At 34.6% G+C, this 25,578-nt stretch carries 24 protein-coding genes and 1 riboswitch; of the genes, 3 read left to right on the top strand and 21 right to left on the bottom strand.

The window, feature by feature from the left end; all coding sequences use genetic code 11:
• From AC2CGR_RS04710 to AC2CGR_RS04680, 7 genes are all read right to left on the bottom strand, one after another.
• A complete protein-coding gene (locus AC2CGR_RS04710; protein ID WP_061687267.1) occupies window positions 1-1,218 on the bottom strand; it encodes a substrate-binding domain-containing protein in 1,218 nt (405 codons plus the stop codon).
• A gap of 181 nt (window positions 1,219-1,399) precedes the next feature.
• A complete protein-coding gene (locus AC2CGR_RS04705) occupies window positions 1,400-2,395 on the bottom strand; it encodes a 3-oxoacyl-ACP synthase (protein WP_087968228.1) in 996 nt (331 codons plus the stop codon).
• On the bottom strand, window positions 2,395-2,811 hold the full coding sequence (locus tag AC2CGR_RS04700) for a MaoC family dehydratase (RefSeq protein WP_087968229.1): 417 nt from the start codon (window positions 2,809-2,811) through the stop codon (window positions 2,395-2,397). Before AC2CGR_RS04700 ends, AC2CGR_RS04705 begins: the two co-directional genes overlap by 1 nt.
• A 4-nt stretch (window positions 2,812-2,815) precedes the next feature.
• The gene (locus AC2CGR_RS04695) at window positions 2,816-4,306 is read right to left on the bottom strand and encodes an o-succinylbenzoate--CoA ligase (RefSeq protein ID WP_131101917.1); all 1,491 of its coding nucleotides are present in this window, start codon (window positions 4,304-4,306) and stop codon (window positions 2,816-2,818) included.
• 15 nt (window positions 4,307-4,321) lie between these two features.
• Window positions 4,322-4,927 (bottom strand): TetR/AcrR family transcriptional regulator, encoded by a 606-nt coding sequence (locus AC2CGR_RS04690; protein WP_029439342.1) that lies wholly within the window; start codon window positions 4,925-4,927, stop codon window positions 4,322-4,324.
• Between the two features lie 129 nt (window positions 4,928-5,056).
• Window positions 5,057-5,980 carry a CobW family GTP-binding protein gene (locus AC2CGR_RS04685; RefSeq protein WP_087965120.1) on the bottom strand — a complete coding sequence of 308 codons (924 nt, stop codon included), beginning with the start codon at window positions 5,978-5,980 and terminating at the stop codon, window positions 5,057-5,059.
• Window positions 5,981-6,086: 106 nt separating this feature from the next.
• On the bottom strand, window positions 6,087-7,523 hold the full coding sequence (locus AC2CGR_RS04680; RefSeq protein WP_087965118.1) for a flavin monoamine oxidase family protein: 1,437 nt from the start codon (window positions 7,521-7,523) through the stop codon (window positions 6,087-6,089).
• Between the two features lie 200 nt (window positions 7,524-7,723).
• Here AC2CGR_RS04680 and AC2CGR_RS04675 point away from each other — a divergent pair, with 200 nt between their 5' ends.
• A complete protein-coding gene (locus tag AC2CGR_RS04675; RefSeq protein ID WP_000715321.1) occupies window positions 7,724-8,668 on the top strand; it encodes an L-lactate dehydrogenase in 945 nt (314 codons plus the stop codon).
• Window positions 8,669-8,719: 51 nt separating this feature from the next.
• Here the strand turns inward: AC2CGR_RS04675 and AC2CGR_RS04670 are convergent, their stop codons facing one another.
• The 7 genes from AC2CGR_RS04670 to AC2CGR_RS04640 all read right to left on the bottom strand — a co-directional run bounded on the left by AC2CGR_RS04670 (window position 8,720) and on the right by AC2CGR_RS04640 (window position 14,695).
• Window positions 8,720-9,733, bottom strand: coding sequence for an AI-2E family transporter (locus AC2CGR_RS04670; protein ID WP_049122624.1), 1,014 nt, complete (start codon window positions 9,731-9,733; stop codon window positions 8,720-8,722).
• Between the two features lie 178 nt (window positions 9,734-9,911).
• Entirely contained in the window at window positions 9,912-11,522 is a 1,611-nt protein-coding gene (locus tag AC2CGR_RS04665) for an amidase family protein (protein WP_087965116.1), read from the bottom strand.
• Between the two features lie 111 nt (window positions 11,523-11,633).
• Window positions 11,634-11,765, bottom strand: a complete 132-nt coding sequence (locus tag AC2CGR_RS04660; protein WP_087965114.1) for a hypothetical protein — start codon at window positions 11,763-11,765, stop codon at window positions 11,634-11,636.
• A 126-nt stretch (window positions 11,766-11,891) separates the two neighbouring features.
• Entirely contained in the window at window positions 11,892-12,494 is a 603-nt protein-coding gene (locus AC2CGR_RS04655; protein ID WP_001277021.1) for a nitroreductase family protein, read from the bottom strand.
• Window positions 12,495-12,551: 57 nt separating this feature from the next.
• Complete coding sequence (locus AC2CGR_RS04650) at window positions 12,552-13,202, bottom strand: DsbA family oxidoreductase (RefSeq protein ID WP_087965112.1); 651 nt, start codon at window positions 13,200-13,202, stop codon at window positions 12,552-12,554.
• A gap of 71 nt (window positions 13,203-13,273) precedes the next feature.
• Window positions 13,274-13,705, bottom strand: a complete 432-nt coding sequence (locus AC2CGR_RS04645; RefSeq protein WP_087965110.1) for an Rrf2 family transcriptional regulator — start codon at window positions 13,703-13,705, stop codon at window positions 13,274-13,276.
• A 120-nt stretch (window positions 13,706-13,825) separates the two neighbouring features.
• A complete protein-coding gene (locus AC2CGR_RS04640) occupies window positions 13,826-14,695 on the bottom strand; it encodes a LysR family transcriptional regulator (protein ID WP_087965108.1) in 870 nt (289 codons plus the stop codon).
• A 97-nt stretch (window positions 14,696-14,792) separates the two neighbouring features.
• Here AC2CGR_RS04640 and AC2CGR_RS04635 point away from each other — a divergent pair, with 97 nt between their 5' ends.
• Window positions 14,793-15,698 carry a DMT family transporter gene (locus AC2CGR_RS04635; RefSeq protein ID WP_087965106.1) on the top strand — a complete coding sequence of 302 codons (906 nt, stop codon included), beginning with the start codon at window positions 14,793-14,795 and terminating at the stop codon, window positions 15,696-15,698.
• 41 nt (window positions 15,699-15,739) lie between these two features.
• On the opposite strand, the gene AC2CGR_RS04630 is transcribed toward AC2CGR_RS04635, so the two are convergent.
• From AC2CGR_RS04630 to AC2CGR_RS04610, 5 genes are all read right to left on the bottom strand, one after another.
• Window positions 15,740-16,360 (bottom strand): YcnI family copper-binding membrane protein, encoded by a 621-nt coding sequence (locus tag AC2CGR_RS04630; RefSeq protein WP_484480575.1) that lies wholly within the window; start codon window positions 16,358-16,360, stop codon window positions 15,740-15,742.
• An 89-nt stretch (window positions 16,361-16,449) separates the two neighbouring features.
• Complete coding sequence (locus AC2CGR_RS04625) at window positions 16,450-18,099, bottom strand: copper resistance CopC/CopD family protein (RefSeq protein ID WP_484480574.1); 1,650 nt, start codon at window positions 18,097-18,099, stop codon at window positions 16,450-16,452.
• A 330-nt stretch (window positions 18,100-18,429) separates the two neighbouring features.
• On the bottom strand, window positions 18,430-18,849 hold the full coding sequence (locus AC2CGR_RS04620) for a VOC family protein (RefSeq protein WP_484480573.1): 420 nt from the start codon (window positions 18,847-18,849) through the stop codon (window positions 18,430-18,432).
• 83 nt (window positions 18,850-18,932) lie between these two features.
• On the bottom strand, window positions 18,933-20,291 hold the full coding sequence (gene brnQ / locus AC2CGR_RS04615; RefSeq protein WP_484480572.1) for a branched-chain amino acid transport system II carrier protein: 1,359 nt from the start codon (window positions 20,289-20,291) through the stop codon (window positions 18,933-18,935).
• Window positions 20,292-20,531: 240 nt separating this feature from the next.
• The gene (locus AC2CGR_RS04610) at window positions 20,532-21,224 is read right to left on the bottom strand and encodes an FMN-dependent NADH-azoreductase (protein WP_000522524.1); all 693 of its coding nucleotides are present in this window, start codon (window positions 21,222-21,224) and stop codon (window positions 20,532-20,534) included.
• A 293-nt stretch (window positions 21,225-21,517) separates the two neighbouring features.
• Here AC2CGR_RS04610 and AC2CGR_RS04605 point away from each other — a divergent pair, with 293 nt between their 5' ends.
• Entirely contained in the window at window positions 21,518-22,483 is a 966-nt protein-coding gene (locus AC2CGR_RS04605; protein WP_087965100.1) for an arsenic resistance protein, read from the top strand.
• Window positions 22,484-22,547: 64 nt separating this feature from the next.
• On the opposite strand, the gene AC2CGR_RS04600 is transcribed toward AC2CGR_RS04605, so the two are convergent.
• A complete protein-coding gene (locus AC2CGR_RS04600; protein WP_412678156.1) occupies window positions 22,548-23,777 on the bottom strand; it encodes an MFS transporter in 1,230 nt (409 codons plus the stop codon).
• Window positions 23,778-23,885: 108 nt separating this feature from the next.
• A riboswitch (SAM riboswitch) is annotated at window positions 23,886-23,991 on the bottom strand.
• Window positions 23,992-24,124: 133 nt separating this feature from the next.
• On the bottom strand, window positions 24,125-25,372 hold the full coding sequence (locus AC2CGR_RS04595) for a DUF4153 domain-containing protein (protein ID WP_484480571.1): 1,248 nt from the start codon (window positions 25,370-25,372) through the stop codon (window positions 24,125-24,127).
• Window positions 25,373-25,578 lie beyond the last annotated feature (206 nt).

Here is a 25,578-nt window from a genome sequence, read left to right as displayed (position 1 = left end):
CTATTTATTTTGAACTGGTGGTTCTGTCTCTTTCATCGTTAATTCTCGCTCTAATACTGGCACCGGATAGTCAACACCATCTTGCTTTTTCAACGTGATAGAATAAAGCGTCTGCATCGCTTGATGATCCTTCTCTCTAAATTTCATCTTTCCTTTCGGCGTATCAAATTCCATTCCTTCCATTTTCTTAATCAATGTATCTACATCTGTATCACCTTTTGTTTTCTTTAACGCCTCTACAATAGAAATTGCCGCTGACATTCCTCCTGCTGTAAACAAATCTGGCACCGCACCATTAAATCGTTTTTTATGTTCTTCCACTAACCAATCATTCACCTTATTTTTCGGAAGTGTGTGATAATATACAGAAAAACCTTGCATACCTACTAATGCATCCATTGTTTTTAATGCTGGTATATCTGGCGCACCTGTAGAAATTTTAATACCTTGCGCTTCCACATTCATATCTTTCAACTGTTTCCAAGGTGAATTTGCCCCTGCCCAAACGATAAATAAATAATCTGGTTTTGAGCTAATGATATTTTGAATATTTGCAGTGAAGTCAGTCGAATTTGTATCTGCGTATTGCTCGTTTACAATATTTGCCCCTAATTTCTTCGCTCCAGCTTTAAATGCTGCAATTCCCTCACGGCCGTAAGCATTATCTTGTGCTAATGTTGCTATTTTCACATCTTTTTTAGCGATTGACGCCGCACCAGCGACTGCATCTTGAGAGGAATTTCTACCTGTTCTAAAAATATATTTATTCCAGTTCTTCCCGGTAATACTATCCGCTACTGCTGGTTCTACAACCATTATTTTTTCATATTCTTCAGCTAATGGTAAAACCGCTAATGTATCACTTGAACTAGACGATCCGACTAAAAAATCGACTTTCTCTTCTTCTAATAGCTTCGTAGCTTTTTTAACCGCCACATCAGCTTTCGTTTCCGTATCTTCTACAACAAACTTAATCTTCTTCCCTTCAACTTTGCCAGTTCCACCAGTTGCATAGTCTAACCCTAATTCAAATCCGTTCATGGTTTGTTTTCCATAGGATTCTAATGGACCTGTTAATGAAGCAAGAACACCTACCTTAATCGTCTTGTCAGCCTCTGTACTTGTTTTCTTTCCTGAACAAGCTGCCGTTATTAATAATGAACCTAAAACACAACCAGTAGCCATCATTCTTAGCCATTTACGTTTTTTCATCGACATTGTGATCCTCCCCATACTTTACTTTCTGATAGAATCAAACACGCCAAAGTTACCCAACCGTAATTATGACTTTTCCTTTGAATCATACAAACAAATCTGTTGAGAAAATTTAATGAAGTACCATTACATTCGCCACCCCTTTCCAAATACCTCCATTTCTCATATGTTCATTTCGAATTTTTCACCACCTAATCACAGTAGCTGCCCACGTATACCCAGTCCCTGCACTAACTACTACTGCAATATCTCCGGCCTGTAATTTTCCCTGTTCATTTGCAAAGTGAAGACCAATGCAAGGATCAAGCGCTGACATATGTCCGTAATGATCTAAATATACAACTTGTTCTTCTGCTAGCCCTAGCCCCTGTATCAATTCTATTAACATAGAACGTTTTGTATGCAGTGGTAACAATACTTTAATATCTTTAGGAGTAAATCCACTTTTTCTTAACGCCTCCCGAATCACCTTATCAAAATTAGGGGTTGAAACCCTGTCTAGACGTTCTTTCATACTAATAGGATCTATTACATCAATATAATGCTGTCGATTCTCAACTGTATCGTAGCTCGCAACCTGCTTCGATCCACCTGCTGGAATACGAACATCTTCATGAAATGAACCATCTGTTATAATCGCACTTCCTAATATTTCACCGTTTCTAGCGTCTTTTTTCACTAAAGCTGCACTTCCGCCATCAGCGAAATTAAACATAAAACGTGAGCGTGGATTATCATAATCTACAATTTGAGATTCTTTACATCCACCAACTAATAATATATTTTCAATTGAGTTATCGGAGTAGAGCATATCTTTTGCGACTTTGAGAGCAATAGGAAAGCAAGAACTAACATTCATAATTTCAAAAGCATAAGCATTTTTCAATCCAAGTTCATGCTGAATTTTTGGGGCACTAGACCATACGTGGTAATCTTTATGTGGGCTGCCAAAATAAATGACTACATCAATAGATTGAGGATCAACTTTTAATAATATTGGCTTTGCAGCAGCAATAGCTAAATCTGATGCATGCATCGTTTCGTCTGCAACATGTTTTTCATATAACCCAAATTTTTCTATAATAATATTCTCTGGGATACCTGTTTTTTTAGATAAATCTGCAGCCGTCTCTATGTCTTTTGGGAAGAATACTCCAGTCGCTTCAATCCCAATATTCATTAGACTACTCCCCCTTCTATTGGCACCATCATAGTCGCTACACCTGTTAATACTAAATCTCCTTTTTGGTTATGACACTGTGTTAACAATTTCAAAACTCTCTTTTCTATCATAAATTCTTGTACTGTAGCCGTAGCTGTAATCGTATCTCCTATAAAAACTGGTGCTGTAAATTTAATAGTTTGTTCCATATAAACGGATCCTTTTCCAGGTAAATGAATCCCAAGCAATTGAGATAATAAACTTGAAGTTAATAAACCATGTGCAATCCTTTGATTAAATCTAGTTTGTTTTGCATACTCATGATCAATATGAATCGGATTAAAATCCCCACTCAAACCTGCAAATAATACAAAATCCGTTTCTGTTATTGTTTTACTACATGACGCCTGTTGACCAGCGCTATATATAGTCATCTCTTCACCTACTTTTTAATTGATTTGCTAATTGTGCTTTTTGAATTTTACCCGTTGCATTTTTAGGCAATTCTTTTAGAAAAACAATTTCTTTCGGTATTTTATATTTTGCTAGAAATAAACGACAATGTTCAATGACTTCCTTTTCCGTTAATACACTACTATTCTTTTTCACAATAAAGGCGATTGGAACTTCTCCCCATGTCGAGTGTTTCATACCAATGACGGCTACTTCACATACCTCTGAAAGCTTGTTAATGACTTGCTCTACTTCAAGTGGATAAATATTTTCACCACCTGAAATAAGCATTTCTTTTTTTCTCCCAACGATGTATACAAAACCATCTTCATCAACTCTAGCTAAATCTCCCGTATATAACCAACCATCTTGAATCGCTTCTTTTGTTGCATCTGGCCGATTCCAATACTCTTTCATTACATTTGGTCCTCTAATAAGTAGCTCTCCAACTTCACCAATCTCAACTTTATTTTTGTTTTCATCAACAAGTACATACTCACAAAACAGAACAGGTTTCCCAATTGAGCCTACTTTACGTCTTGCATCTTCTTCTGAAAGCATAAATACGGTTGGTGATGTTTCAGTCATACCAAAACCTTGACCAAATAATAATCCTCTATCTATAAATTCTCTCATCAACTCTTCTGGACATGGAGCACCACCGTTATAAAACCATCGAACTGATTGTAAATTTGTAGTTTCAAACTTTGAACAATTTATTAATGCTTGATGAATTGTAGGTACTCCCATCACAACAGTCACTTTATGTTTTTCTATCATAGAAAGAGCTGTGGTTGGTTCAAATTTTCTTGGAACAATGATTACACCGCCTGCAAATAAAGTTGGAAATGCGAACAAGCCAATACCACCAATATGAAATAAAGGCAATAATACAATGGAGCAATCGTGCATAGTTAGATCAATCGCAAATGTATTATTAAGCGCATTCCAAAACATATTTTCTTGTGTAAGTACAGCTCCTTTCGGTTTTCCAGTTGTCCCTGAGGTATAACATATAATAAAGGATGCGCTTTCATTTATCTCTTCAAAGTTATCAATTTTTCTATCTTCTATTTCTTTTAAACTTGTAATCGAAATAACTCTTTGTACATACGATGCCTTCTGCACTGACAATGCCATATTTTGAAATGTTTCCTCTACAAATAAAACTGTAGTTCCACTATCTTTCAACTGAAATGTAAGTTCATTTTCTGTTAACCGTATATTAAGTGGAACAGCAATACATTCTACTTTTGCTATAGCAAACAAAAGAACGATATATTCCAAGCTATTTTGTGATAAAATAGCTATCCTTTCTCCTTTTTGCACATTTAAGTCGTAAATGAAATATGCGGCTACTTTACTTACATACTCATGTAACTGCTTATATGTTATTTCCTCCTCTTCTGTAATAATGGCAATGCGATCTGGATGTAAATAGGCCCGTTTTTCAATCCAATAAGCAATGCCTTGCATATTCTCTCCACTCCCTTATCTCTTTCTCAATCCTTCAAATATTAATGACATCGCTGCTTCAAATACATCTTCCGGAACATCTTTCTCTTCCCAATAACCCCATCGCATTCCTAAAAATTGCCCAATTGACATAAGACAATACGCAATTGTTTCTTTATCAAGTTGTTTAAACTCTCCCGCTTCCATACCAGCCGATAAACTTTTTAAAAATCCATTTGCGAGTTTTGCATAGTACCATCTATATAAGTTATCATCAACAACTACTGCCTGTTGTACAATGTTATACAGATTAGGTCGATCCTTCACCCACCGAAAAAAAGCCTGAAAACCTCTTCTTTGCGCCTCTTCATAACTTGATATTCCCTTCATTTCTTCTTTAATAATTAAGCGTAACTCACGGTTTAATCTGCGAATCAATTCATCAAATATATCTTTTTTAGATGGAAAGTAATTATAGAAAGTTCCGTGTGCTACCTTTGCTTCTTGTGTAATATTCACGATAGAAGCCTCGTAATATCCTTTACTACCAAACACCTTTTCTGCAGCACACAATAATTTCTCTCTCGTTTCTAGTCCTTTTGTTGTTAGGTTTTTTACATCCATTATTATTTTTTCTGACACCTGAATCACCTCTTAGATTTGATTATAAATATTTTTCTGAATTTTACAATTATTATTGTTAGACAAAATCTGCAAGTGTTTTTCTACATACAAAAAGGCCTAACTTAAAAATAAGTTAGGCCTTTTATCTTAATTAGAATTATTTTCTACTTTCTCTAATCCTTCAGCCAATTGTTTCTTATCTAGCCCTTCCCCTATCACTACCAAGTTCGTCGGGAAACCGAAGTCTTGTTCCAGTAAAGTCGGTACCCCGAACGAATATTGGAATAAGTGCGGGTATTTATCTCCATGAAATTTCACAAAACCTTTCACACGATAAATACTATCTGGTAAATTCGAAAGCCATTCGTATAATTTATCTTGATCAATCGATTTCGTAAATTGATATGTCATCGTTTGTATATGTAAATGCTGTTTTACATGTAGTGTCTCACGTTCCGCGTCATTCGTAAATTCAGCTTCTTCTATGTCTTCTAAAGATATATTACAATATTTTGTTTCAAACAATTTCGCATGATTATTTATCGTCTTCACTTCTTCAATTACTTTGTTCTTGTCCGCATCTGTTAGTAAATCTGATTTATTAATTAAAATGTGACTACCAAACTTTAGTTGCTCATGCAATAATTGCTGAACGTTTGCACTTAATACACTTCGATTTAACCATCTTACTGCATCTAAAACGACTACAATGGACTTCACTTCTAAAAAAGGTGCTAAAATTGGTGATACACATGCATCTAACACTTCAATTGGATGCGCAACACCTGTCGTTTCTATATAAATGACATCTGGTCTTTCTTGTTGGTATAACGAATGTAATTGTATTTCAAGCTCTTCTTTTAACGTACAACAAATACACCCTTTAAGAAGTTCTCTTAAAACATTCTCTTTTCCAATAATATCTGTATCTACCGAGTATTCACCAATTTCATTCATTAATACTGCAACTTTTCTATTCTTCTTTTTCTCTGCTAACAATAAATTTTGTAATAATGTTGATTTTCCACTACCTAAAAAACCACCTAATATATGAATCTCCACTTTATTCATTCAACCGACCATCCATTTCTTTACTTCAAATGTATTCAAAGCGTAATAATTACGATTTATATTTATCATTTTATTAAAAGAATGACCATTTGTAAATATAAGAGATTCACTGTTCATTTACTTCATATGCAACTCTAACTCCAGACTCAATTGCCCCTTGCATCCATCCATGTGTTAATGTCGTATGCTCTCCTGCAAAGTGTACTTTTCCAGATGGTGGTGTAATATACGGAAATAACTCGAGCTCTTGGCCCGGTTCAAAAGCTGTAAATGCACCGCAGGAATACGGATTTTTACTCCAGCTAAAAGATGTTCCAGTAACAAACTCACTATAGACGATGTCACCGTATATTTCCGCTAAATTTTTTAATGTGTAACGAATACGATCTCTTTGCGAGAGACTATCCCATGTTAACGCTTCATCTGCCCACGTATAACTTGCTATAACGATAGCTGGTCCTGGAGTATGAATACCATAGCTCGGATAGTATGTAAACCGTATCGGTAAATCAGTAATAGATTTACCGCCACACTGTCCCGCTTTCTCCCAAAATCTACTTTTAAACTCTATCGCAATTTTCGTTGCAGCAATATAATTTAATTCACGAATTGCTCTTCTTTTAAAATAAGAGAATAAATAATATGGCCGAACTTCTACAAATCGTAACGCTGAAAACGGAATTGTGACAATAGCAATGTCGCCTGTTACCATAAACGATTGTAACGTTTGTTCATTTGTTACTTGCATCATTACCTTATTATCTTCCTGTATAATTTTTTCTACTTTATACGGCATAAAAATATTATCTTTTAACTCTGGTAAAAATGAATTTGGTAATGCATCCATTCCGCCTGTTATCTCATAATATTTCGTCGTTGAAGTAAAGAAAATCATTTCACGTAATACTTCAATTAAGGACATTCCCATATAAGCTTCCATATCAAGAAGTACCCCAATCATATCTATTGCACCATCTGAATAATACTCCATTAAAAATGAACCAAGCGAATACGTTTTATACTTTTTTTCAACGATAAGCCAATTTTTATCAGGATCCTTCTTAATGTAATTTAGTATTGGTTCTAATACCTCAAGCATTAGCTCTTCTGCCGTTTTTCCTCTTTCCTTATCCAAAACCGGATATTCAAGTACACTTGGATCATTTTCAAACACATTCAATCTTGTTTGAATGTTATTCGTGTAAATGATATCTGCAAAAGTTTTATTTATAAAAAGGTTTAAAGGTAGTTTAAATTTATGAATATACGCTAAGGTTAACTTATGGGTATCAGGGATTCTCATCGGTCCAGCATTAAAATATAAACCCACACTAAATGGTTCCCGAATTGTATACACCCTGCCACCTATTCTGTTATTTGCTTCTATAATCGTTACTTCATGCCCAGCCTCTTTTAATAAAGAACCTGCAACTAATCCAGAAATCCCTGCACCGGCAATCGTAATTCGTTTTGGATTATTCTTTTTAACAAGCCCTTCATGAATAATATGAAGCATTTCTTCCATTGCTAATGGGTTTCCCATGCCATTTCCCCTTTTACAAAGGATTTTACTGAATTATATTCGATTCACTTACTTCCTATGTTTCATGCAAAGAATTGCACTGATACATTTTCAATTACTTGAATATCTTTTATAAAATGTAATAAACTAGATATGACTCTATAGAAGTAAGACGTATTATCTTACATAATAAAATCAATGAAATTGCGAGGAATTTTGAAATGAAAAAAGGGATTAACCGTGTTGTATTAGTAGGAACAGGAGCAGTGGGATGTAGTTATGCTTACTGCATGATTAACCAAGCTGTGGCTGAAGAATTTGTTTTAGTTGATGTAAACGAGGCAAAAGCTGAAGGAGAAGCAATGGATTTAAGTCATGCAGTTCCATTTGCTCCAGCACCAACTAGAGTATGGAAAGGTAGCTATGAAGATTGTAAAGATGCTGACCTTGTAGTCATTACGGCTGGATTACCACAAAAGCCAGGTGAAACACGTTTAGATTTAGTTGAGAAAAACGCTAAAATCTTTAAACAAATCGTTCGCAGTATTATGGATAGCGGTTTTGATGGCATCTTCTTAATCGCGACAAATCCTGTAGATATTTTAACTTACGTAACTTGGAAAGAATCTGGTTTACCGAAAGAACGTGTAATCGGTTCTGGTACAACGCTTGATTCTGCTCGTTTCCGCTATATGTTAGGTGAGTACTTCGATATTGGCCCACACAACATTCATGCCTATATTATCGGAGAACATGGCGATACTGAACTTCCAGTTTGGAGCCACGTTTCCGTTGGTATCCAAAAACTACAGACACTGCTTGAAAAAGACAACACGTATAATCAAGAAGATTTAGACAAAATTTTCATAAACGTTCGTGATGCAGCTTACCATATTATCGAGCGAAAAGGCGCAACTTACTATGGTATCGGCATGTCACTTCTACGTGTTACTAAAGCAATTTTAAACGATGAAAATAGTGTATTAACTGTATCAGCTTACTTAGAAGGTCAATACGGTCAAAAAGATGTGTATATCGGTGTACCTGCTGTTTTAAATCGCGGCGGTGTTCGTGAAATTTTAGAAGTAGAATTAAGTGAAGACGAAGAATTAAAATTCGATCACTCTGTTCAAGTGTTGAAAGAAACAATGGCTCCGGTTCTTTAATTAAGATAAAAAGCAATCCAATTTATTTTGGATTGCTTTTTGCTTTATTTTCTATTTTTTAGCCAATTCCTCATTATTTACATCAAGTACATCTAATAAAAAGATGAAGATCGGTATCCCGATAATAAGTCCCCATATTCCAAGGAAATGTTCTGAAAAGATGAGAATCATAAATGTATAAAAGATTGGTAAATTCGTTTTCGCAGACATAAACTTCGGGTTTAAGAAATAACTTTCAAGAGCATGGATTACTGTAATGAAAATAAGTATGTATACCACGTACATAACTCCGCCTACGTTATATGCAATAATACAAAGTGGAAACAAGGAAATAATTACCCCCGCAACAGGAATTAATCCAAGTAAAAAAATCATAACAGCTAATACGAGAAGCTGCGGAAATCCTAAAACAATTAATGCAATGACAGTAAGAATACAATTTACAACCGCAATCAAAAACTGCGCTTCAATTACTTTACCGAACGATCTTGCAAACCTTTCGCCAAAATATGCAATCTCCTCATAAAAAATCTTTAGCTTACTCTCTTTAAATTTAGAAGTAAATGTAATAATACGCTCTTTTTCTAATAAGAAAAATAAGCTTAATATGAGAGACAATAATATTTGTAAACTTACCTTCCCTATATTTGCTATCGATTGATAGATGACATCTACACCTTGTTCTATATACTTTGATACTTCCATTCCGTTAATTGTCGAAAGTGCATATCTAATGATTTCATTATCAGGCGGGTTTTGAAAAAACAATTTAAATTGATAAATCAATTGCGAAATTTGTATCGTTAACACAGGTAAATATTTATACAACGTCGTGCCAATAAAGGAAACTAATATGATATATAAACAGGCAATAACAATTTTCCGGTTCACTTTCAATTTCTTTGAAATAAAACGTTGAAATCGATCCATTAAAAATGTCAGTATAAACGTAATTAATATTAAATTGATCATACTTTTTAATCCATATAATACTAACGCTACTATTATTAAAACGAGAAACCGTTGAAACCCTCTACTTCGAAAGAAATTTTTCACTTCATTCATTAAAATTTAACCTCCCCCTTCAATGGATGGAAATTGAATATATTACATTTTATGAACTTCTATAGACAATCTTTCTTACTAATTAGGAAGAATCCTTTTTTTCTTCTTATATTGTTAGATTCTGTTTATATTAGCCCACCTACTTACTTCAGTTGAGCTCTTTTTTTCGTTTACCCTTTTACAATTTAGGTGATTTTCTATTTTTAGACTGCTGCTCATACGCATATCCAATATTGAAAAGCTCTTTTTCACCAAACTGTTTCCCTACAAACACTACACCGATTGGTTCTCCATTTTTATCATATCCAGCAGGAACCGCTAATTCCGGATAACCAGCTACAGCGGATAGAAGAACTTCATCGTTATTAATCATAACTAGAGCATCCAAACCTTTTTCTACTAAATATCTATCTAGCTCTTTTCTAGCATTTTCTTGACTCGTTTGCACTACTTTTTCAAACTCATCTTTCGTTATAGCAGATTTTTCAGATCCCTCAATTAATGTTTGTCCATATTTTATTCGTCTCTTACTATCCTTTTTATTAAACGCTATAATCTCTTCTAACGATTTTACCGGTACATTTTTTTGCTTTGAAAGAAAATCGTTAACATTATGTTTGAATTCATATTCTAATGTTTGTAGATTATCTACACCCTCAGCGTTTAACTGAATATCATCGGTCAATATTGCACCTGCATCTTGAAGGTCTTTTCTTATCTTTTGCGCTACTTCTTTTCTATTGTCATCTTGTCGATCTATTGAAAATAGTACTCCTACTTTTTTCCCTTTCAAACCGTCTATTGATAAGTCCTTCGTATAATCCATTCTTTCTTTATCTTTCATTTTTTCTGTCATAGCATCTTTTTCATCATAACTTTCCATTATGTTAAATAACGTTGCAGCATCCTTTACCGTTCTTGCCATTGGTCCTGCTGTATCAAGTGTTTCAGCTAATGGAATAATGCCTGATCTACTCACCATACCTAGTGATGGACGTAACCCAACTACTGATTGCTGCGCCGCTGGTGCAACAATCGATCCCGTCGTTTCTGTTCCGATTGCAAGCGGCGCAAAATCTGCCGCAACTACTGTAGCAGATCCTGAACTTGATCCTGAAGTATCAAATGTGACCGGACCGTACGGATTTAAATTTTGTCCTTTTTTCCCGCTATATCCGCTGGGCATTGTAAAAGATAAATAATTCGCCCACTCAGACATATTCGCTTTTCCTAAAACAAAAGCACCTTCTTCTTTCAACTTTTTCACAATCGTCGCATCCTCATCTGCAATCCAATCTTTTAACACATACGTTCCTGCACTAGTCGGCATCACTTTTTCCGTCTGTACATTATCTTTTACAACGACAGGAATACCATATAAATTCGACTTTTTGTTTCTACCTCGCTCTTGATCTAACTTTCTTGCTTCTTCCATCGCATTAGGATTTATCTCTGTAACAGCATTTAATGTTATTCCATTTTGATCATGTTCTCGTATTCTAAAAAGATAAATACTCGTTAACTCTTCATATGACAACTTTCCATCATCAATCATTTTTTGAAGCTCATCTACAGTCGCATTTACGACTTCTTTTTCTTTTATCTTTACATTTTCTATGTTAATTCCTTTTAACTGGTTATGTATCGGTTTTAACACCCTATCTTTATCATATACGATACGCTCAGGTTCCTTTGGAAAATAATTTTTATATACGTAATATCCGCCAGCACACGCTAATAAGACAATGCCTCCAGTGATAGACAGCGTTACCTTTACCCATTTCTTCATGTTGCTTCCTCCACTCTATAAGATGCTTAGCTATACAAAAAAGAGAGTTACCTTTTACTTAACTCTCTCCAATCAAAATGCTAAATGAAAAAATGAAAGATTTCAATCTAATTACTTCTTTTTTTGCATTTGCTTTGCTAACATTTCTTTCACTTGATTATACGTTAACCCTGAATTTTTATTTAAACGCTTTACTTCCTCAACATCAGTACCTACCACTGTATATTTTTTCTCATCACTCATTTTCCTAATTCCCTTCTCAACGGATTATTTCTTATATTTCTTCCCTAAATGCGCATAATTTAACACCACTACAAAAAAGGAAGCTGTTTTTAAGCACAGCTTCCTTCTCGTTACATATTGTATTTCTTAATAAAATTTCACTACATCTTCAGTAGGCAAGAACGTTCTTTCTGCTGGTTGTTCATTTGGTTCACCAAATGGCATTTGACCTACTAAGCTCCACTCTGCTGGAATGTTCCAAGTTTCTTTCACTTCAGCATCTACGATTGGGTTGTAATGTTGTAATGACGCCCCAATTCCTTCAGCAGATAATAGCATCCACACAGTATGTTGTAACATCGCATTTCCTTGATGAGACCAGAATGGGAACTGATCTTTGTATAATGGGGCATTTTCTTGCATTTTTTCTACAGTTGCTTGATCTTCAAAGAATAGAACTGTTCCTACACCTGCATGGAAGCCTTTTAGTCTTTCTACAGTCGCTTCAAAGTTTTCTGCTGGTACGCGGGCTCTTAGTGTTTCTTTCACAATATCCCAAAACTTTTCATGCTCTCCATCCATTAATACGACCATACGACCACTTTGCATATTGAAAGATGTTGGTGCGTGTAAAGCTGTTTTTAAAACTTCTTCAATTCTTTCTTTCGTAATTGCATCGTTTTTTGTTACTTTACGAATCGAACGGCGGTTCACGATTGCTTCTTTTAAGTTTGTTGTAGTTGCTGACATTTTAATTCCTCCAAATATTTGTTTTTTAATTTATTTTGTTATTTCATAACAAGCGAATTAGCAGTATCCATCTGTATTACATTGCATGCCTTCAAATGAATTTGTTTTTTCTTTTTCAATTTCTTTATCAATGACTCTTTGTAGCGTTTCTTTACTAGCAAGCCCTTGAATGACTTCATCTCCAATCATGACAGTTGGAACAGCCATAATATTCGCTTCATCATATGCGTGCTGAATTTCTTCTTGATGCTTTTCTTTATATTTACGAGTTACTAAAGCATCTTTAAATTCGGCCTCAGGAAGCCCTACTTCTACCGCTAATTTTGTTAACACATCAATATCTTCAATGTTTTGCTCTTCTTGGAAAAACGCTGTGAATACGCGATGATGATACTCATTACCTAGTCCACGTTCTTTCGCAAATTGACATCCTTCGAAAGCTAAATGTGTATATGGATGTGGTGAAACACGTGGCAAGCGCATTTCAATTCCTAACTTCTTCGCTGTCGGAAGAATGAAAGCGTCCCATGAACCTAATTTTTCTGGCTCATTCCATGGATCTATTTTTGAATATGGACTTGGACGCAGCTCAAATGGCATCCATTCAATCTCTACATCTTTCTCTTGCGCTACCTCATCTAATGGACCTTTTGCTAAAAAACAAAACGGACATATAAAATCTGAGTATACTTTCATTTTTACAGTCATAACTTTTACACCTTACCTTTATCGTTGTAATCAAACTAGTTACATTAATGACAAAAAAATATAAATATGATTTAAGCATTCATTTTTTCTTGCAAAGTTTCAAACAAATGCCCCATCGTAATATTTCTCAAAACTTCTTCCATCGCGGATTGCGCCTGTATTAATATAACTTCTAACACCGCTTGAATATTTGCTCCAATTGGACAATCTGGATTTGGTTGCTCGTGAATGTGAAATAATTTATCCTCTTCCACTACATTCACTGCATGATATACATCCAACAATGTAATCTCATGTAAATCCTTTAATAATCCCGCACCACCTGGGCCGCGATTTACATATACAAAACCAGCTTGCTTCAGGTACGACATCATTTTACGAATGACTACCGGATTCGTATTTACACTCTCAGCCATATAGTCTGAAGTACAAAGTGAAGATGGATTGTTTTTCAAAATAGATAAAATATGAACAGCTATGGAAAAGCGGCTACTAATTTTCATCGTAATCACCACCTCGATGTAATCATTATAGTTACAACTAAAAAATAAGTCAATCCTTTTCACAGATTTTTTATAAGTAAATTAAAAAGTGTCCCATTACGATATATGAGACACCTCTTTTCATTCTGCAAATAGCGCTTGAAATTCTTCAATAAATAGCTGCACAGCGATTGAAGAATCCTTTAATGAAGGAACCGCTAAAGCAATTTCTCTCCATACTTGCGGTTCTAATTCTCTCGTTTGCACATTTTTTGGTAAATTCGTTAAAGATAATTCAGCTAATATTGCAATGCCTAACCCTTCTTGAATCATATTTAAAGCTGTCGTAACTGTCGAAATTACATACTCAGCTCGAAGTGGTACGTTTGCTTGTTTAAACATATCGATAATGGGTGGTTCGTATCCGCCCTTACATAATATGATCGGTTCATTCTCCAAATCACGAATTGTAATAGCGTCCTTCTTGCAAAGAGGATGATCCTCTCTTAAGATAGCAACCATTTTTCCCTTCGTTAATGGGACAATCTCCATCTCTTTATTAGGCAAAATAACAATTCCTATATCAACAACCCTCGAGACTAACCAATCTTCAACTTCTTTAATTGTTCCTTCGCAAAGAACGACCTCTAAGCTCGGATATTTCTCCTTAAAATGGTTTATCATTTTCGGTAAGAAATGTGCAGAAGCACTCGGAAAACTCCCAATTCGAATCGTCCCCACTTCGTGTCCTTTCTCCATCGCAACTTCTTGTTCAATTTTCTCTACACCGTTCAAAATCTCTCTAATATGTACAAGAATTCTGTTTCCTACATCCGTAACAATTAATCCTTTTCGTTTATCACGTATAAGAATCGTAACTCCTAACTCTGACTCAATACTTGAAATGGCATGACTTACAGCCGGCTGTGTCATATTTAACACCCTGGCAGCCTTCGTAAAACTACCTAACTCAACAGTTTTTATTAACACTTGCAGTTGTGTTATGGTCATAACTAATCACTTATACTCCTTATAAAAAAGATTCATTTTATTTATTACATTCGATATCATATCATAGTGAAATGAATAACAACAAGGAGGTCTTACCGTGACACAGCTTTCTCGAACTAAGACGGCCATAATCCTTACCTTCCTGGTTTTTATGTGGGGAATCAATTGGCCTTTATCTAAGTTTGCCCTGCATTATACACCACCCGTTTTATTTGCAGGCGTTCGAACTTTAATTGGAGGATTCATTTTATTACTTTTCGCTCTACCAAAATATAAAGAATTACATCTAAAAGAAACTTGGCATTTATACGTTATTTCTTCTTTACTTAACATTATTATATTTTACGGGTTACAAACTGTTGGTCTTCAATATATGCCTGCTGGTCTATTTTCCGCCATCGTATTTCTACAACCCGTTTTACTTGGTATTTTCTCGTGGATATGGCTTGAAGAATCAATGTACGGTTTAAAAATTTTCGGGCTTGTACTCGGATTTATTGGTGTAGGTGTTATTAGCTCTAGTAGTTTAACTGAACATATTTCTGTCATTGGCATTCTTCTTGCATTAGGATGTGCTGTTGGCTGGGCACTTGGAACAGTATTTATTAAGAAAACTGGACACCGCGTGAATGCTATTTGGATGGTAACACTGCAGCTTATTATTGGTGGATTTTGCTTAATTGGATTTGGATCAGAGTTTGAAAGCTGGTCTAGTATCGCTTGGAGCATACCATTTGTTAGCGTACTTCTCTTTATTTCATTCTTTGTTATTGCAATGGGGTGGCTTGCTTACTTCACACTCGTTGGAGCTGGTGAAGCAAGTAAAGTTGGCGCTTATACATTCCTTATTCCTCTAATTGCGATTATTGTAAGTTCAATTTTCTTACATGAGGGCATTACAATGAGCTTATTTATTGGCCTATTATTTATTGTTGTGAGCATTTGTTTTGTAAATATAAAGCCGAAAACACTTGCTGTAAGGCAGCAGGTTGAAGTGAAATAAATATGAGAAAGAGCCTACTATTTGTAGGCTCTTTTTATATCTTATTTTTTACGACGCACTACAAAAACACACGCACCTACCGAAGATACAATTGCCAAAATAGATAAAACAATCGCTATCAATTGCATATTACTAGTACCTTCATTCTTTTCTACATTAGATACTTCACCATGTTCTCCTGTTAATGACGTACCTTTTGCAATTGTAGTAAGTGAATGCGGTTTTTCAGCTTTCTCATCGCCTGTCCATTCAACAATTTCTCCATCTTTATATTGTTGATATGCATCCCAAGCTATTCTTTGTTCTTTATCCGGATTTTTAGCGACGAAAGTAAACCGCTGGAATTGGCCAGGTAAAATCCCTTCTCCTGTTGCTTCCCATACTACAGTTTTCACTTTTCCGGCATTATCTTTTTGCTCTTCCATTTTCCACCCTGGCACTGGTTCATACTGTTGGAATTCCACACCAGACGGTATTTTCAGTGTAACTTTTGTTGTTGCTACATTCTTTTCAACTGGTACTTTTATCGTGTAAGTCTCCCAAGAGCCGATGTCAGAAGTTGCTGGCTTCACAGTGACGTGCGCACTAACAGGTAACGAAAAAATTCCCATCGCAATTACTGTTGCGATCATTGTTGTTCCTAATTTTTTTATGCGTTTCATTTTCTATTAGCTCCTTTTTATCTATACCTACTCTTTATCCCGCTATTCGCCGGGCAGCCCAATTGATGAGGGCTGCTTAAAGTTTCACTTTATCTGCCACCTACAATAAATTTATAATCCGTATCGAAGCTATCAAGCGACTTCGTTAATCCGTGTACTTGTATATTCCAGTTGCCTGTCATGTTAATATACATACCTTCTGCTTCATATTCTCCCGGTGAAACTGCCGAGACTTTAAATGAACCTTTTCCCATATTCATATCTAACGATTGAGTCGTTAATATGATTTGTTCCATATCAGTAACAGCTTGTCCATTCTCATCCTTTAAAGTAATATGGAATATATTTTGTCCTACTCTATTAGGACTTACATTTAGCGTCATTTCATATCCATTATCTAATTGTTTACTCTCTGTAAAAGGTCCAGTAGGAGGCATCGGTGGTGTTTGTACGTTTGTCATAAAAGCTACGATTACGAAAATGATAATTCCAATGATAAACTCTACTTTCACCGTAGCACCTAATCCTTGCTCCGCTCTCATTTTCCCTTTCACATAATGAATAATTCCCAATATCCCCATGAAAACGAATAAAAGTATCTTTGCTAATAAAGCTAATCCATACTTCGTATCAAATAACGAGTGGATTGTTGGAATAAAAAATGTACTGTTAAAAAGACCTGTTATTAAAATCACAATGACAGCACATGTTGCCCACGGTGAAAAACGCTTAATCATATCCCAATACATATTCCATTTGTTATCCTCTTTACGTAACAGAAGAATAATGGACGATAAACCACCAATCCATAATGAAGCTGCGAATAAATGTAAAAAATCCATAACAACAGCAATGTCTTTAAACCTTAAACCATATGCGTGACTATTACATGCTTTCATAACAAGTATCCCGATAAACAATACTATTGGAATACTCCATACTTTAAAAGACGATAGCTTCTCACGCCTCATCGCAAAATACGTAACGATTATAAGCGAACTAATTAAAGCCATTTGAGTAATCCATACATAACTAAAAACAGAAAGCTGTAACGTTTCTTTTAATAGGAAAGGATTGAATACTTCTAGCCATGAAACATCAGCATTTATTTTCGCTTGCAGTGGTAGATTAAATAACAAGCTAATAAATATCCCTAATAAGGAAATCCATATTATGTTCTTACTACTTGATCGAACCGAGGTTGCATTCCCTTTATACATAATAAGATTAAAGAATAGCACTCCTATAAATAGTGAGAAACTTGTATATAAAATTCCACGTTCCATGATCATATCAATTTGCGGAACATATCCCATCTCTTCTACTTGTATATCATCTGCTCCAGCTTCCGCTAATCCAATACGGAATGGAATAACTCCTTGAATGGGATGTCCATCAGCTGAAATCACTTTCCACTGAATAGAGTAGAGACCATTTTTAAGATTCTCTTTTAATCCAGCTTCTAATAGCTTTTTATTTTTTTTATCAATATGAGCATCTTTTAAATCGACCCTTTTACCTGATGTATCTCTCACATACAATGTATTAAAACTTGAAATTTGTATGTCCTCATCGAACTCGATTTTCACAACAGACGGTGCTTTCTTCAATGTTTCATTTTCAATAGGGTTTGATTTCACAACGTATGCATGAGCAGATGCACTTTTCGGTATCAATATGATAAGCATACATACAATGAATAGCAATGTCCCTAACCTTTTCATTACTTTCACACTCATTTCACTTCTTTCTTCCTCATCGCTATATTTTCATTATTTTTACTTCCCGAGTTGGATTCTCGGGCGAAATATTAACCTGATTAAATATAATCTTCTATACAGTATAACTATTTATTTCTCTCTCACCTCTAAACTTCTAATACAATAGTAACTACCTTCATACATACAACTTACATTTTTAAAGCAGATTGTTATTATATCATAAAATATATTTATGTAAGTCCCTGAAGAGGAAAAGTTATCGTGAATCATTTGTGAAGAAAGTGTGAAATACATAAATAAAAAAGGTATTACGTTATTACGTAACACCTTCTTAAAAATATCCTTCTTCTATTTCTCTTCCGGATAATCACAATACTCTATGATTGTTCCCTCTGTATCCGCTGGATTAAGATAGATTAATCTTCTGCCGTGTTTATTAATTCGAAGCGTATGCTCTAACGTTCGAATGCCTTGTTCTTTCAATTCCTCTAAAGCTACATCTAAATCATCTACTCGATATGCAACGTGATGAACACCTTTACCTTTTTGTTTTATAAATCGGGCAATTGGTGAAGTGGTGTTATTTGTCGGCGCAAGCAATTCAATTCTATCTCCATCCACTTCAAGAATGGCTACTTCACTTTCAACACCAAGCGCTTCACTTACGTAACGATCTATTAAAGTTCCTGACAACACTTTTTCATAAAAACGTATCGTACTATCTATATCTCGAACTGCGATGCCGATATGATCAATTGTTTTTTTCATTTTATTTCCCCTACTACTTTATTTTCTTTCATTATTAATAGTAACAAAAAAAGCTATAGAAACAAGTTCTATAACTTTTTTATTTAACCTATTTTCTTATTCGTATTTGCTGCTGGTTGAATTTGATTTTTTACTTTTAAAACGCTAATGCCATATCCGATAAATCCACCGATAATCGCTGGGAAGATCCAGCCTAATCCTACTTCCTGCATCGGAAGGAATTTAGTGAACACTTGACTTACTACTTCAACGTTAACTCCAGCTGCACTTAATCCATCGAATAAACTGATAATAAATGTTACAGTTAAGCTCACTTGATAAACTTCAGCTCTTCCTTTGAATAATGAATGGAAGAATGTTAAGAAAATCAATACGATTGCTAGTGGATAAATTGCTGTTAATACTGGAACAGAAACTGCAATTAATTGTGTTAATCCTACATTTGCAACAATTGCACTAAATACACATAGCGTGATTGCAATTGCTTTGTAAGGAACATTTGGGAATAACTTATGGAAGAATGAAGAACATGCTGATACAAGTCCCACACTAGTTGTTAAACAAGCTACTGTAATCATTAACCCTAATAATACTCCGCCATATGATCCAAAATAGTAGTTAGAAACTTTCGCTAATACTTCTCCGCCGTTCTCTAAATGTCCAAGCTTTGCAACACTTGAAGCACCCATATAAGAAAGTGCTGTATAGATAATTGCTAAAATAGATGCGGCAATGATTGTTGCTTTCGCACAAACGACCATAATTTGTGTTTTCGTTTTTGCACCTTTTTCTTTAATTGCATTAATGATGATGATTCCGAATACGAACGATGCAAGCGTGTCCATCGTTAAGTATCCTTCTTGAAACCCTTTAAAGAATGCATGTGATGTATAAGCTTCAACTGGTGCTTGCATTCCTCCAATCGGATGAATAAAAGCAACGATTACTAAAATACCGATGAAAGTTAACTTAATTGGCGTTAAGATTTTCCCAACAATATCGACAATTTTCGCGGGATTTAGCGAAAAAAAACAAGTGATGCTAAAGAATACAATTGTGAAAAGAATTAAAGGTGTAGAACCTAATCCCTCTGGCATAAACGGTTTAAGCCCAATTTCATAAGAAACATTTCCTGTTCTTGGTATTGCAAATAACGGGCCAATCGCCAAGTATAAAACTGTTGTAAACACAATCCCGAACACTGGGTGAGCACGACTTGCTAATGACTGTAAATCATCTTTACCCGAAAAACCAAATGCTAGTACACCTAGTAATGGTAATCCAACACCTGTTACTAAAAATCCAGCGTTAGCAATCCATACATTTTCTCCTGCCGATTGACCAAGCATTGCCGGAAAAATTAAATTTCCTGCTCCAAAAAATAGTGCAAATAACATTAATCCAATAACTACTATGAACGAAAACGGTACTTTATTCGCCATAATATAACCCCCATTCAAATTTCCTTATCTCATTTTCCAATTTTAACTAATTGAATTTTCTGAATATTTAATTTAAGTATCAACTATTCTTGAACTCATTATAGTTTGCTATATAATATTTTGCAATACTATTTTCAAACTTTTCTTTTATTTTATAAATATACATTTTTTAACATGAAAAATAGACTAAAAAACCAACATGGTCATCCATGTTGGTTTTTCCATTTTACTATCAATTAATTAAAATTTCGCCGCTACTTTCTTAACGTTCTCTAGACCTTCTTCAACAATTTGTTGTGAGCGATCTGGATATTGGTTGTGCCCTTCAATTACAACAGTCTCTGGATTTGTAATGCCCCAGAATCCAAGTACAGTTGTTACGTAATTAACTGCCATTTCCATAGGAGCCATTTGTTCTGAAGAGTAATCTGAACCACGAGCACCTAACACAACTACTTTCTTACCACCAGCTAAACCTTCTGGGCCATTAGCTGTATATTTAAACGTTTTTCCAGCTTGAGATAAGTATGAAATATATGTGATTAATGGTGCTGGTACTGTAAAGTTCCATAATGGGAACGCAAATACAACTTTATCAGCTTCTAAAAACTGATTTAAATATTGATCTACTGTAGCAACTGCCTTCTCTTCTTCAGCTGTTAACTCCATACCTTGGCTACGTTTGTATCCACCTGAAATAGCAATATTTCCGTAATAAGGAAGATCTAATGCAAATAAATCTAACTCTGTAATTTCTGTATTCGGATTTGCTTCTTTATAAGTACTTACAAATGTTTCATACATTTTTGAACTAACTGCTTGCTCCGCTGGACGATCGTTTGCTTTTACAAATAATACTTTTGACATTGTTTTATTCCCCTCTACTTTTGTATTTTCTTCTTTTTTACCAAATAACGAGCTAAATAATCCCATTTTCTTCACCTAAACTTTCTTATCATATTCATTATTCAACTTCATAAAAATTCTTATTCTAATAAAAAGTTCCAATTGATACCTTAAGGAAAGTTAATTAAAACTTTTTGTTATTTAATTACCTTATGTAAGTGATTGTAATATAGTCACTTACTTTAGTCAAGTAACTTTTGATAAAAAAATAAATCTCGAATTAAAAACATTAACTAAAATACAATTGAACACCAAATACGCCTTTATTACTTGTATAATAAAATTAGAGAGGAAAATTCATATTTAGAAAGGATTTATTCATGAGCACGATAGAAAAGATTCAAACTTTTATTATTCTTTTTGCTGTTACATGCGGCATTATACTCGGGCAATTTAATTTCATACATATGTATTCAGAACAATTTATTGTCCCCTGCTTATTTTTTATGCTTTATGGATTATTCCTCAGCATCCCATTGAAAGAAATAAAAAATGGATTTCGCAATTTAAAATTTGCTGGAACAAGCCTTACTATTAACTTTTTATGGACACCTTTACTCGCTTGGGGATTAGGAGCACTATTTCTTTCAGATCACCCTGCGCTTTGGGTTGGATTTATTATGTTAATGGTTACTCCATGTACAGATTGGTACTTAATCTTTACTGAAATAGCGAAAGGAAATGTAGCACTTTCTACTGCGATTTTACCTGTAAATTTAATTTTGCAAGTACTACTACTTCCCATTTATTTATTTTTATTCGCTGGTGTTATGAAGACTGTAGCGGTTTCTGTTTTAGTAGAAAGTATTGTTATCGTAATCGTCTTACCATTTTTACTTGCACACGCCACAAAATTCATTATGAATAAACTGAAAAAAGCTGAAACGCTCGAGAATAAAATTATTCCTTTTTTCAGCTCTGCTCAAATTGTATTTTTAAGTTTAGCAATCGTAGCGATGTTTGCATCGCAAGGTAAATATTTACTACAAAATATGAATGTCGTTTTATTATTACTCATTCCTGTTCTATTGTTCTTCATCATTAATTTTGTACTAGGACAATTTATTGGGCGCGTTATGCGTTTATCTTATAAAGATACAGTAAGTCTAAACTTAACAACGTTAGCAAGAAACTCACCTGTTGCTCTTGCTATTGCTGTGACTGCTTTCCCAGACGAACCTCTTATTGCACTTGCACTTGTTATTGGTCCGTTAATTGAGTTACCAGTTCTTGCTTGTGTTTCACAAGTGTTGTTACTTATTAAGAAAAAACGGCAATATACATAATAAAAAACGTCCTACTTTAGGACGTTTTTTTATTGTCAAGAAATTATAGGATGAACGATAATTATCAACTCTTACTCATTATAAAAAGTGAAATAACCGAAACTAAAAACGTAATAATACCAATAATAATAAATAGAATAGACGCGGAAATTGACTCTAGGGAATATCCCGTTATTGCAATTCCAACCGGGGTTGATACTAATAATAACGAATTTAAAAAACCGAAAAATCTTCCTTGCACTTCATTTGGAATTAACTTTCTATACAACACTCCAAAATATACATTACTTACCCCAAATGCAATTCCTGACAGAAAATAATAAACTGAAAATAATACCGGATTTAACGTCGTACCCATTGCAGCGTTAAAAACCCCCATAATGGCTGTAAATATAAAGGCAGTGGTAATCGTTTTATATGTCCGAATCTTTTTCGTAATAAATGCCCCAATTAAAATTCCTATCGGTGATGCCGCAAAAACTATACTATACCACAGCGTAGAAAGATCCATTTCTCTAACAACTATTACTTGCAGTGAAAGTATACATGCTGCTCCAAGTAAATTAATGACCGCAGCGCTCATTAGTAATATCTTCAACGATTTGTTACTATTAATAACAGAAAATCCCTCTTTAAAATCTTCATAAAAAGGCTTCTTCTTCTCTACTTTTAATTCACGAGGAAATTTAATTCTCATTAAAATTAAAAATGATATAAAGAATGTAAGTGCATCTAACAAAAATACTCCGTGAAAACTAAAAATACTAATTAAAAAGCTTGCCAATAAAGGAATTGCCACAGATATAATTTGTATTGATACTTGTCTTAATGAAATAGCTTGTTGAACATGCTGTTCTTCCACATATGTAACTAACGCTGCATTTGAAGCTGGTGTAAATAAGACACTTCCAATTGAGCGTATAATAAGTAAAATTAGTAACGGCATGTACAGCATATTATTATAAAATGCTATTACTGCAATTAAAATCATGACGATGCATCTCATCACATCTGCAATCATCATAAGCTTTCTTCTCGACATTCGATCTGCTAACGTTCCTGTTACAGGTGCAAACAGAATCGCCGTCGTCGCTATTGCAATGTTTACTCCCGAGACAAGTAATGGTGAATTCGTTAATTTCATTACCCATAACGGTAAAATGAGCGTAACCATAGAATTACCTATTAAAGAAATACAACTTGCCAAGAAAAAATACGAAAAAATTTTATTGCTCCAAATACTTGTGCTATTCTCTTTTAAATCCTCAATTTCATTATTCACTGCATCCTCCATTTTCCTCTTGTATATTTTCTTTAATTCTTCCTCACCACCCTTCAAAACCTCTATTTAAATGAGAAAAAACCTTCTTCAAAATAAGAAGAAGGTTTACTTATAACCGCATTCTTATCTATTAGGACCTTTAGATCCTACAGGATTTAGCACCTTTATTTAACATTAGGTTGCTGAGGCTTCGAAGGGCCAGTCCCTCCACCTCTCTTAATAAGAAGTTTTTATTCAATTATCTAAATTTATTATATATTACATTAAAATAGTTTCAATATATTTTTCTATGCACTTAAAAGAGGATGACATCTATCATCCCCTTTTCACAAATTTGTCATTACATTCACAAAGCCTTCCTAATTAAAAATTATCGGAAACGTAAATATAACGAAAGCTGCCCAAAGTCCGTAGATTGGCAAATACTTCGTAATGGCATCTTGGATAGCTGTCGGTCCTGATTTGTTTTGCAAGAAACGCATATAGGAAAACATAATCCAAATTAGATTTGCCCAGATCAGTATGTTTACCCCTAAAACAGCAAGCCTATTAGGTGTAATCCCGTATGAAGAAAGTCTGAATATGATGGCTGATAATGCGACAGTGTCAATAATAAGCGCCAGAACAATTAAGGCAAAATTGATATAGTCTGAAATGTTCTTTTTCTCATCTGAATCACTCTCAACGATAGAAAATATAGTAACAGCCAATACACCAAGGAGTATTCCGTTAAAGGCCATTAGGAAATTTCGGTCCAAGAATGGATTTTTCCCGACCCAAATTACCGTTATTAGATAGATAAACAATGTGATCAAGACAAGCGGACTAAAAATTTTAGATATGTATGGTGTAATATTTTTAGCAAGTTTAAGATTCAATGATACTAAGTATGCAGCCACAATAGCGAGAGCGGCAGCTCCAAATAAAACAACATTACTAAAATAGAATTCTCCTATATCCAATTCAACAAAGCTAAATAATCGCATGGTGAATACTGCTAGTATCATTCCGCTCACTGCCATGCTCGCGTAGAGAAGACAATATTCTAAATTAAATTTAATATAAGCTAATCTTGTACTGCCTTTTGAATATTCATTTCCGGTAAACGCAAGCCCTACTAAGACCCATAACAATATAGGAAGATGTAAATAAACAAGGATACTACCATCTTTATAATTTAATGGCAACATATTAAGATACAAACCGGCAATTAAGAACAACGCTGCAAGGAAATAAATAATACTTTTTTTCGGGGTATTATTGTAAACAAAATAAGCAGCGATAAAGGGAATTACACCAAAAGCTAGGTTAATTGGAGCAATTGCTTCCTGCTCGACAAAGTGGAAAATGATTCTAGTGCTTAGCCCAGCTAGAATAGCTAACATGCCCATAAATAAGAATCCTTTTTGAAACAGTGATATTTTTTCTGCATTTGTCTTTTCCTTGAAATGCAACCTTTCATACCAGGCAGCTAGCACCTGAGAATCAGAGTTTTCATCCCATGCTTGTGAGAATGACTTTTTAAAAGCTTTCGGGTCTTTTCTGTACATTCTCTCCAACTCATGAGGGTTATCCATATTTTCAATAATCAAATTTTGATTGTTCATAGTTTTACCTCCTCTAATAAAGTGAAACTTTAATCAGTGGGGGTTTTCTGCATCCCCCACTGATTATTAGTTGAACCAATCGGACTTTTATGGGCAGTTGATTCCCCACCTAACTTCTTTGCTTCCGCTGAATTTTGAGGTGGGGGTCTTACTGCCCATTAAAGTGGGATAAAAAACAGCGTTGTTACCTTTCTACAAAAAGCATC

This window comes from Bacillus sp. LSHTCR4 (genome assembly GCF_057197025.1).
Note: the sequence above shows the minus strand (reverse complement) of the source record. Positions and strands in the feature narration are given on the sequence as shown.

Excerpts from the sequence above, each read along its gene's own strand:
- AC2CGR_RS04710 (WP_061687267.1), bottom strand. The coding sequence starts at position 1,218 with ATGTCGATGAAAAAACGTAAATGGCTAAGAATGATGGCTACTGGTTGT.
- AC2CGR_RS04705 (WP_087968228.1), bottom strand. The coding sequence starts at position 2,395 with ATGAATATTGGGATTGAAGCGACTGGAGTATTCTTCCCAAAAGACATA.
- AC2CGR_RS04700 (WP_087968229.1), bottom strand. The coding sequence starts at position 2,811 with ATGACTATATATAGCGCTGGTCAACAGGCGTCATGTAGTAAAACAATA.
- AC2CGR_RS04695 (WP_131101917.1), bottom strand. The coding sequence starts at position 4,306 with ATGCAAGGCATTGCTTATTGGATTGAAAAACGGGCCTATTTACATCCA.
- AC2CGR_RS04685 (WP_087965120.1), bottom strand. The coding sequence starts at position 5,980 with ATGAATAAAGTGGAGATTCATATATTAGGTGGTTTTTTAGGTAGTGGA.
- AC2CGR_RS04680 (WP_087965118.1), bottom strand. The coding sequence starts at position 7,523 with ATGGGAAACCCATTAGCAATGGAAGAAATGCTTCATATTATTCATGAA.
- AC2CGR_RS04675 (WP_000715321.1), top strand. The coding sequence starts at position 7,724 with ATGAAAAAAGGGATTAACCGTGTTGTATTAGTAGGAACAGGAGCAGTG.
- AC2CGR_RS04670 (WP_049122624.1), bottom strand. The coding sequence starts at position 9,733 with ATGAATGAAGTGAAAAATTTCTTTCGAAGTAGAGGGTTTCAACGGTTT.
- AC2CGR_RS04665 (WP_087965116.1), bottom strand. The coding sequence starts at position 11,522 with ATGAAGAAATGGGTAAAGGTAACGCTGTCTATCACTGGAGGCATTGTC.
- AC2CGR_RS04660 (WP_087965114.1), bottom strand. The coding sequence starts at position 11,765 with ATGAGTGATGAGAAAAAATATACAGTGGTAGGTACTGATGTTGAGGAA.
- AC2CGR_RS04655 (WP_001277021.1), bottom strand. The coding sequence starts at position 12,494 with ATGTCAGCAACTACAACAAACTTAAAAGAAGCAATCGTGAACCGCCGT.
- AC2CGR_RS04650 (WP_087965112.1), bottom strand. The coding sequence starts at position 13,202 with ATGACTGTAAAAATGAAAGTATACTCAGATTTTATATGTCCGTTTTGT.
- AC2CGR_RS04645 (WP_087965110.1), bottom strand. The coding sequence starts at position 13,705 with ATGAAAATTAGTAGCCGCTTTTCCATAGCTGTTCATATTTTATCTATT.
- AC2CGR_RS04640 (WP_087965108.1), bottom strand. The coding sequence starts at position 14,695 with ATGACCATAACACAACTGCAAGTGTTAATAAAAACTGTTGAGTTAGGT.
- AC2CGR_RS04630 (WP_484480575.1), bottom strand. The coding sequence starts at position 16,360 with ATGAAACGCATAAAAAAATTAGGAACAACAATGATCGCAACAGTAATT.
- AC2CGR_RS04625 (WP_484480574.1), bottom strand. The coding sequence starts at position 18,099 with ATGAGTGTGAAAGTAATGAAAAGGTTAGGGACATTGCTATTCATTGTA.
- AC2CGR_RS04620 (WP_484480573.1), bottom strand. The coding sequence starts at position 18,849 with ATGAAAAAAACAATTGATCATATCGGCATCGCAGTTCGAGATATAGAT.
- brnQ (WP_484480572.1), bottom strand. The coding sequence starts at position 20,291 with ATGGCGAATAAAGTACCGTTTTCGTTCATAGTAGTTATTGGATTAATG.
- AC2CGR_RS04610 (WP_000522524.1), bottom strand. The coding sequence starts at position 21,224 with ATGGGATTATTTAGCTCGTTATTTGGTAAAAAAGAAGAAAATACAAAA.
- AC2CGR_RS04605 (WP_087965100.1), top strand. The coding sequence starts at position 21,518 with ATGAGCACGATAGAAAAGATTCAAACTTTTATTATTCTTTTTGCTGTT.
- AC2CGR_RS04600 (WP_412678156.1), bottom strand. The coding sequence starts at position 23,777 with ATGGAGGATGCAGTGAATAATGAAATTGAGGATTTAAAAGAGAATAGC.
- AC2CGR_RS04595 (WP_484480571.1), bottom strand. The coding sequence starts at position 25,372 with ATGAACAATCAAAATTTGATTATTGAAAATATGGATAACCCTCATGAG.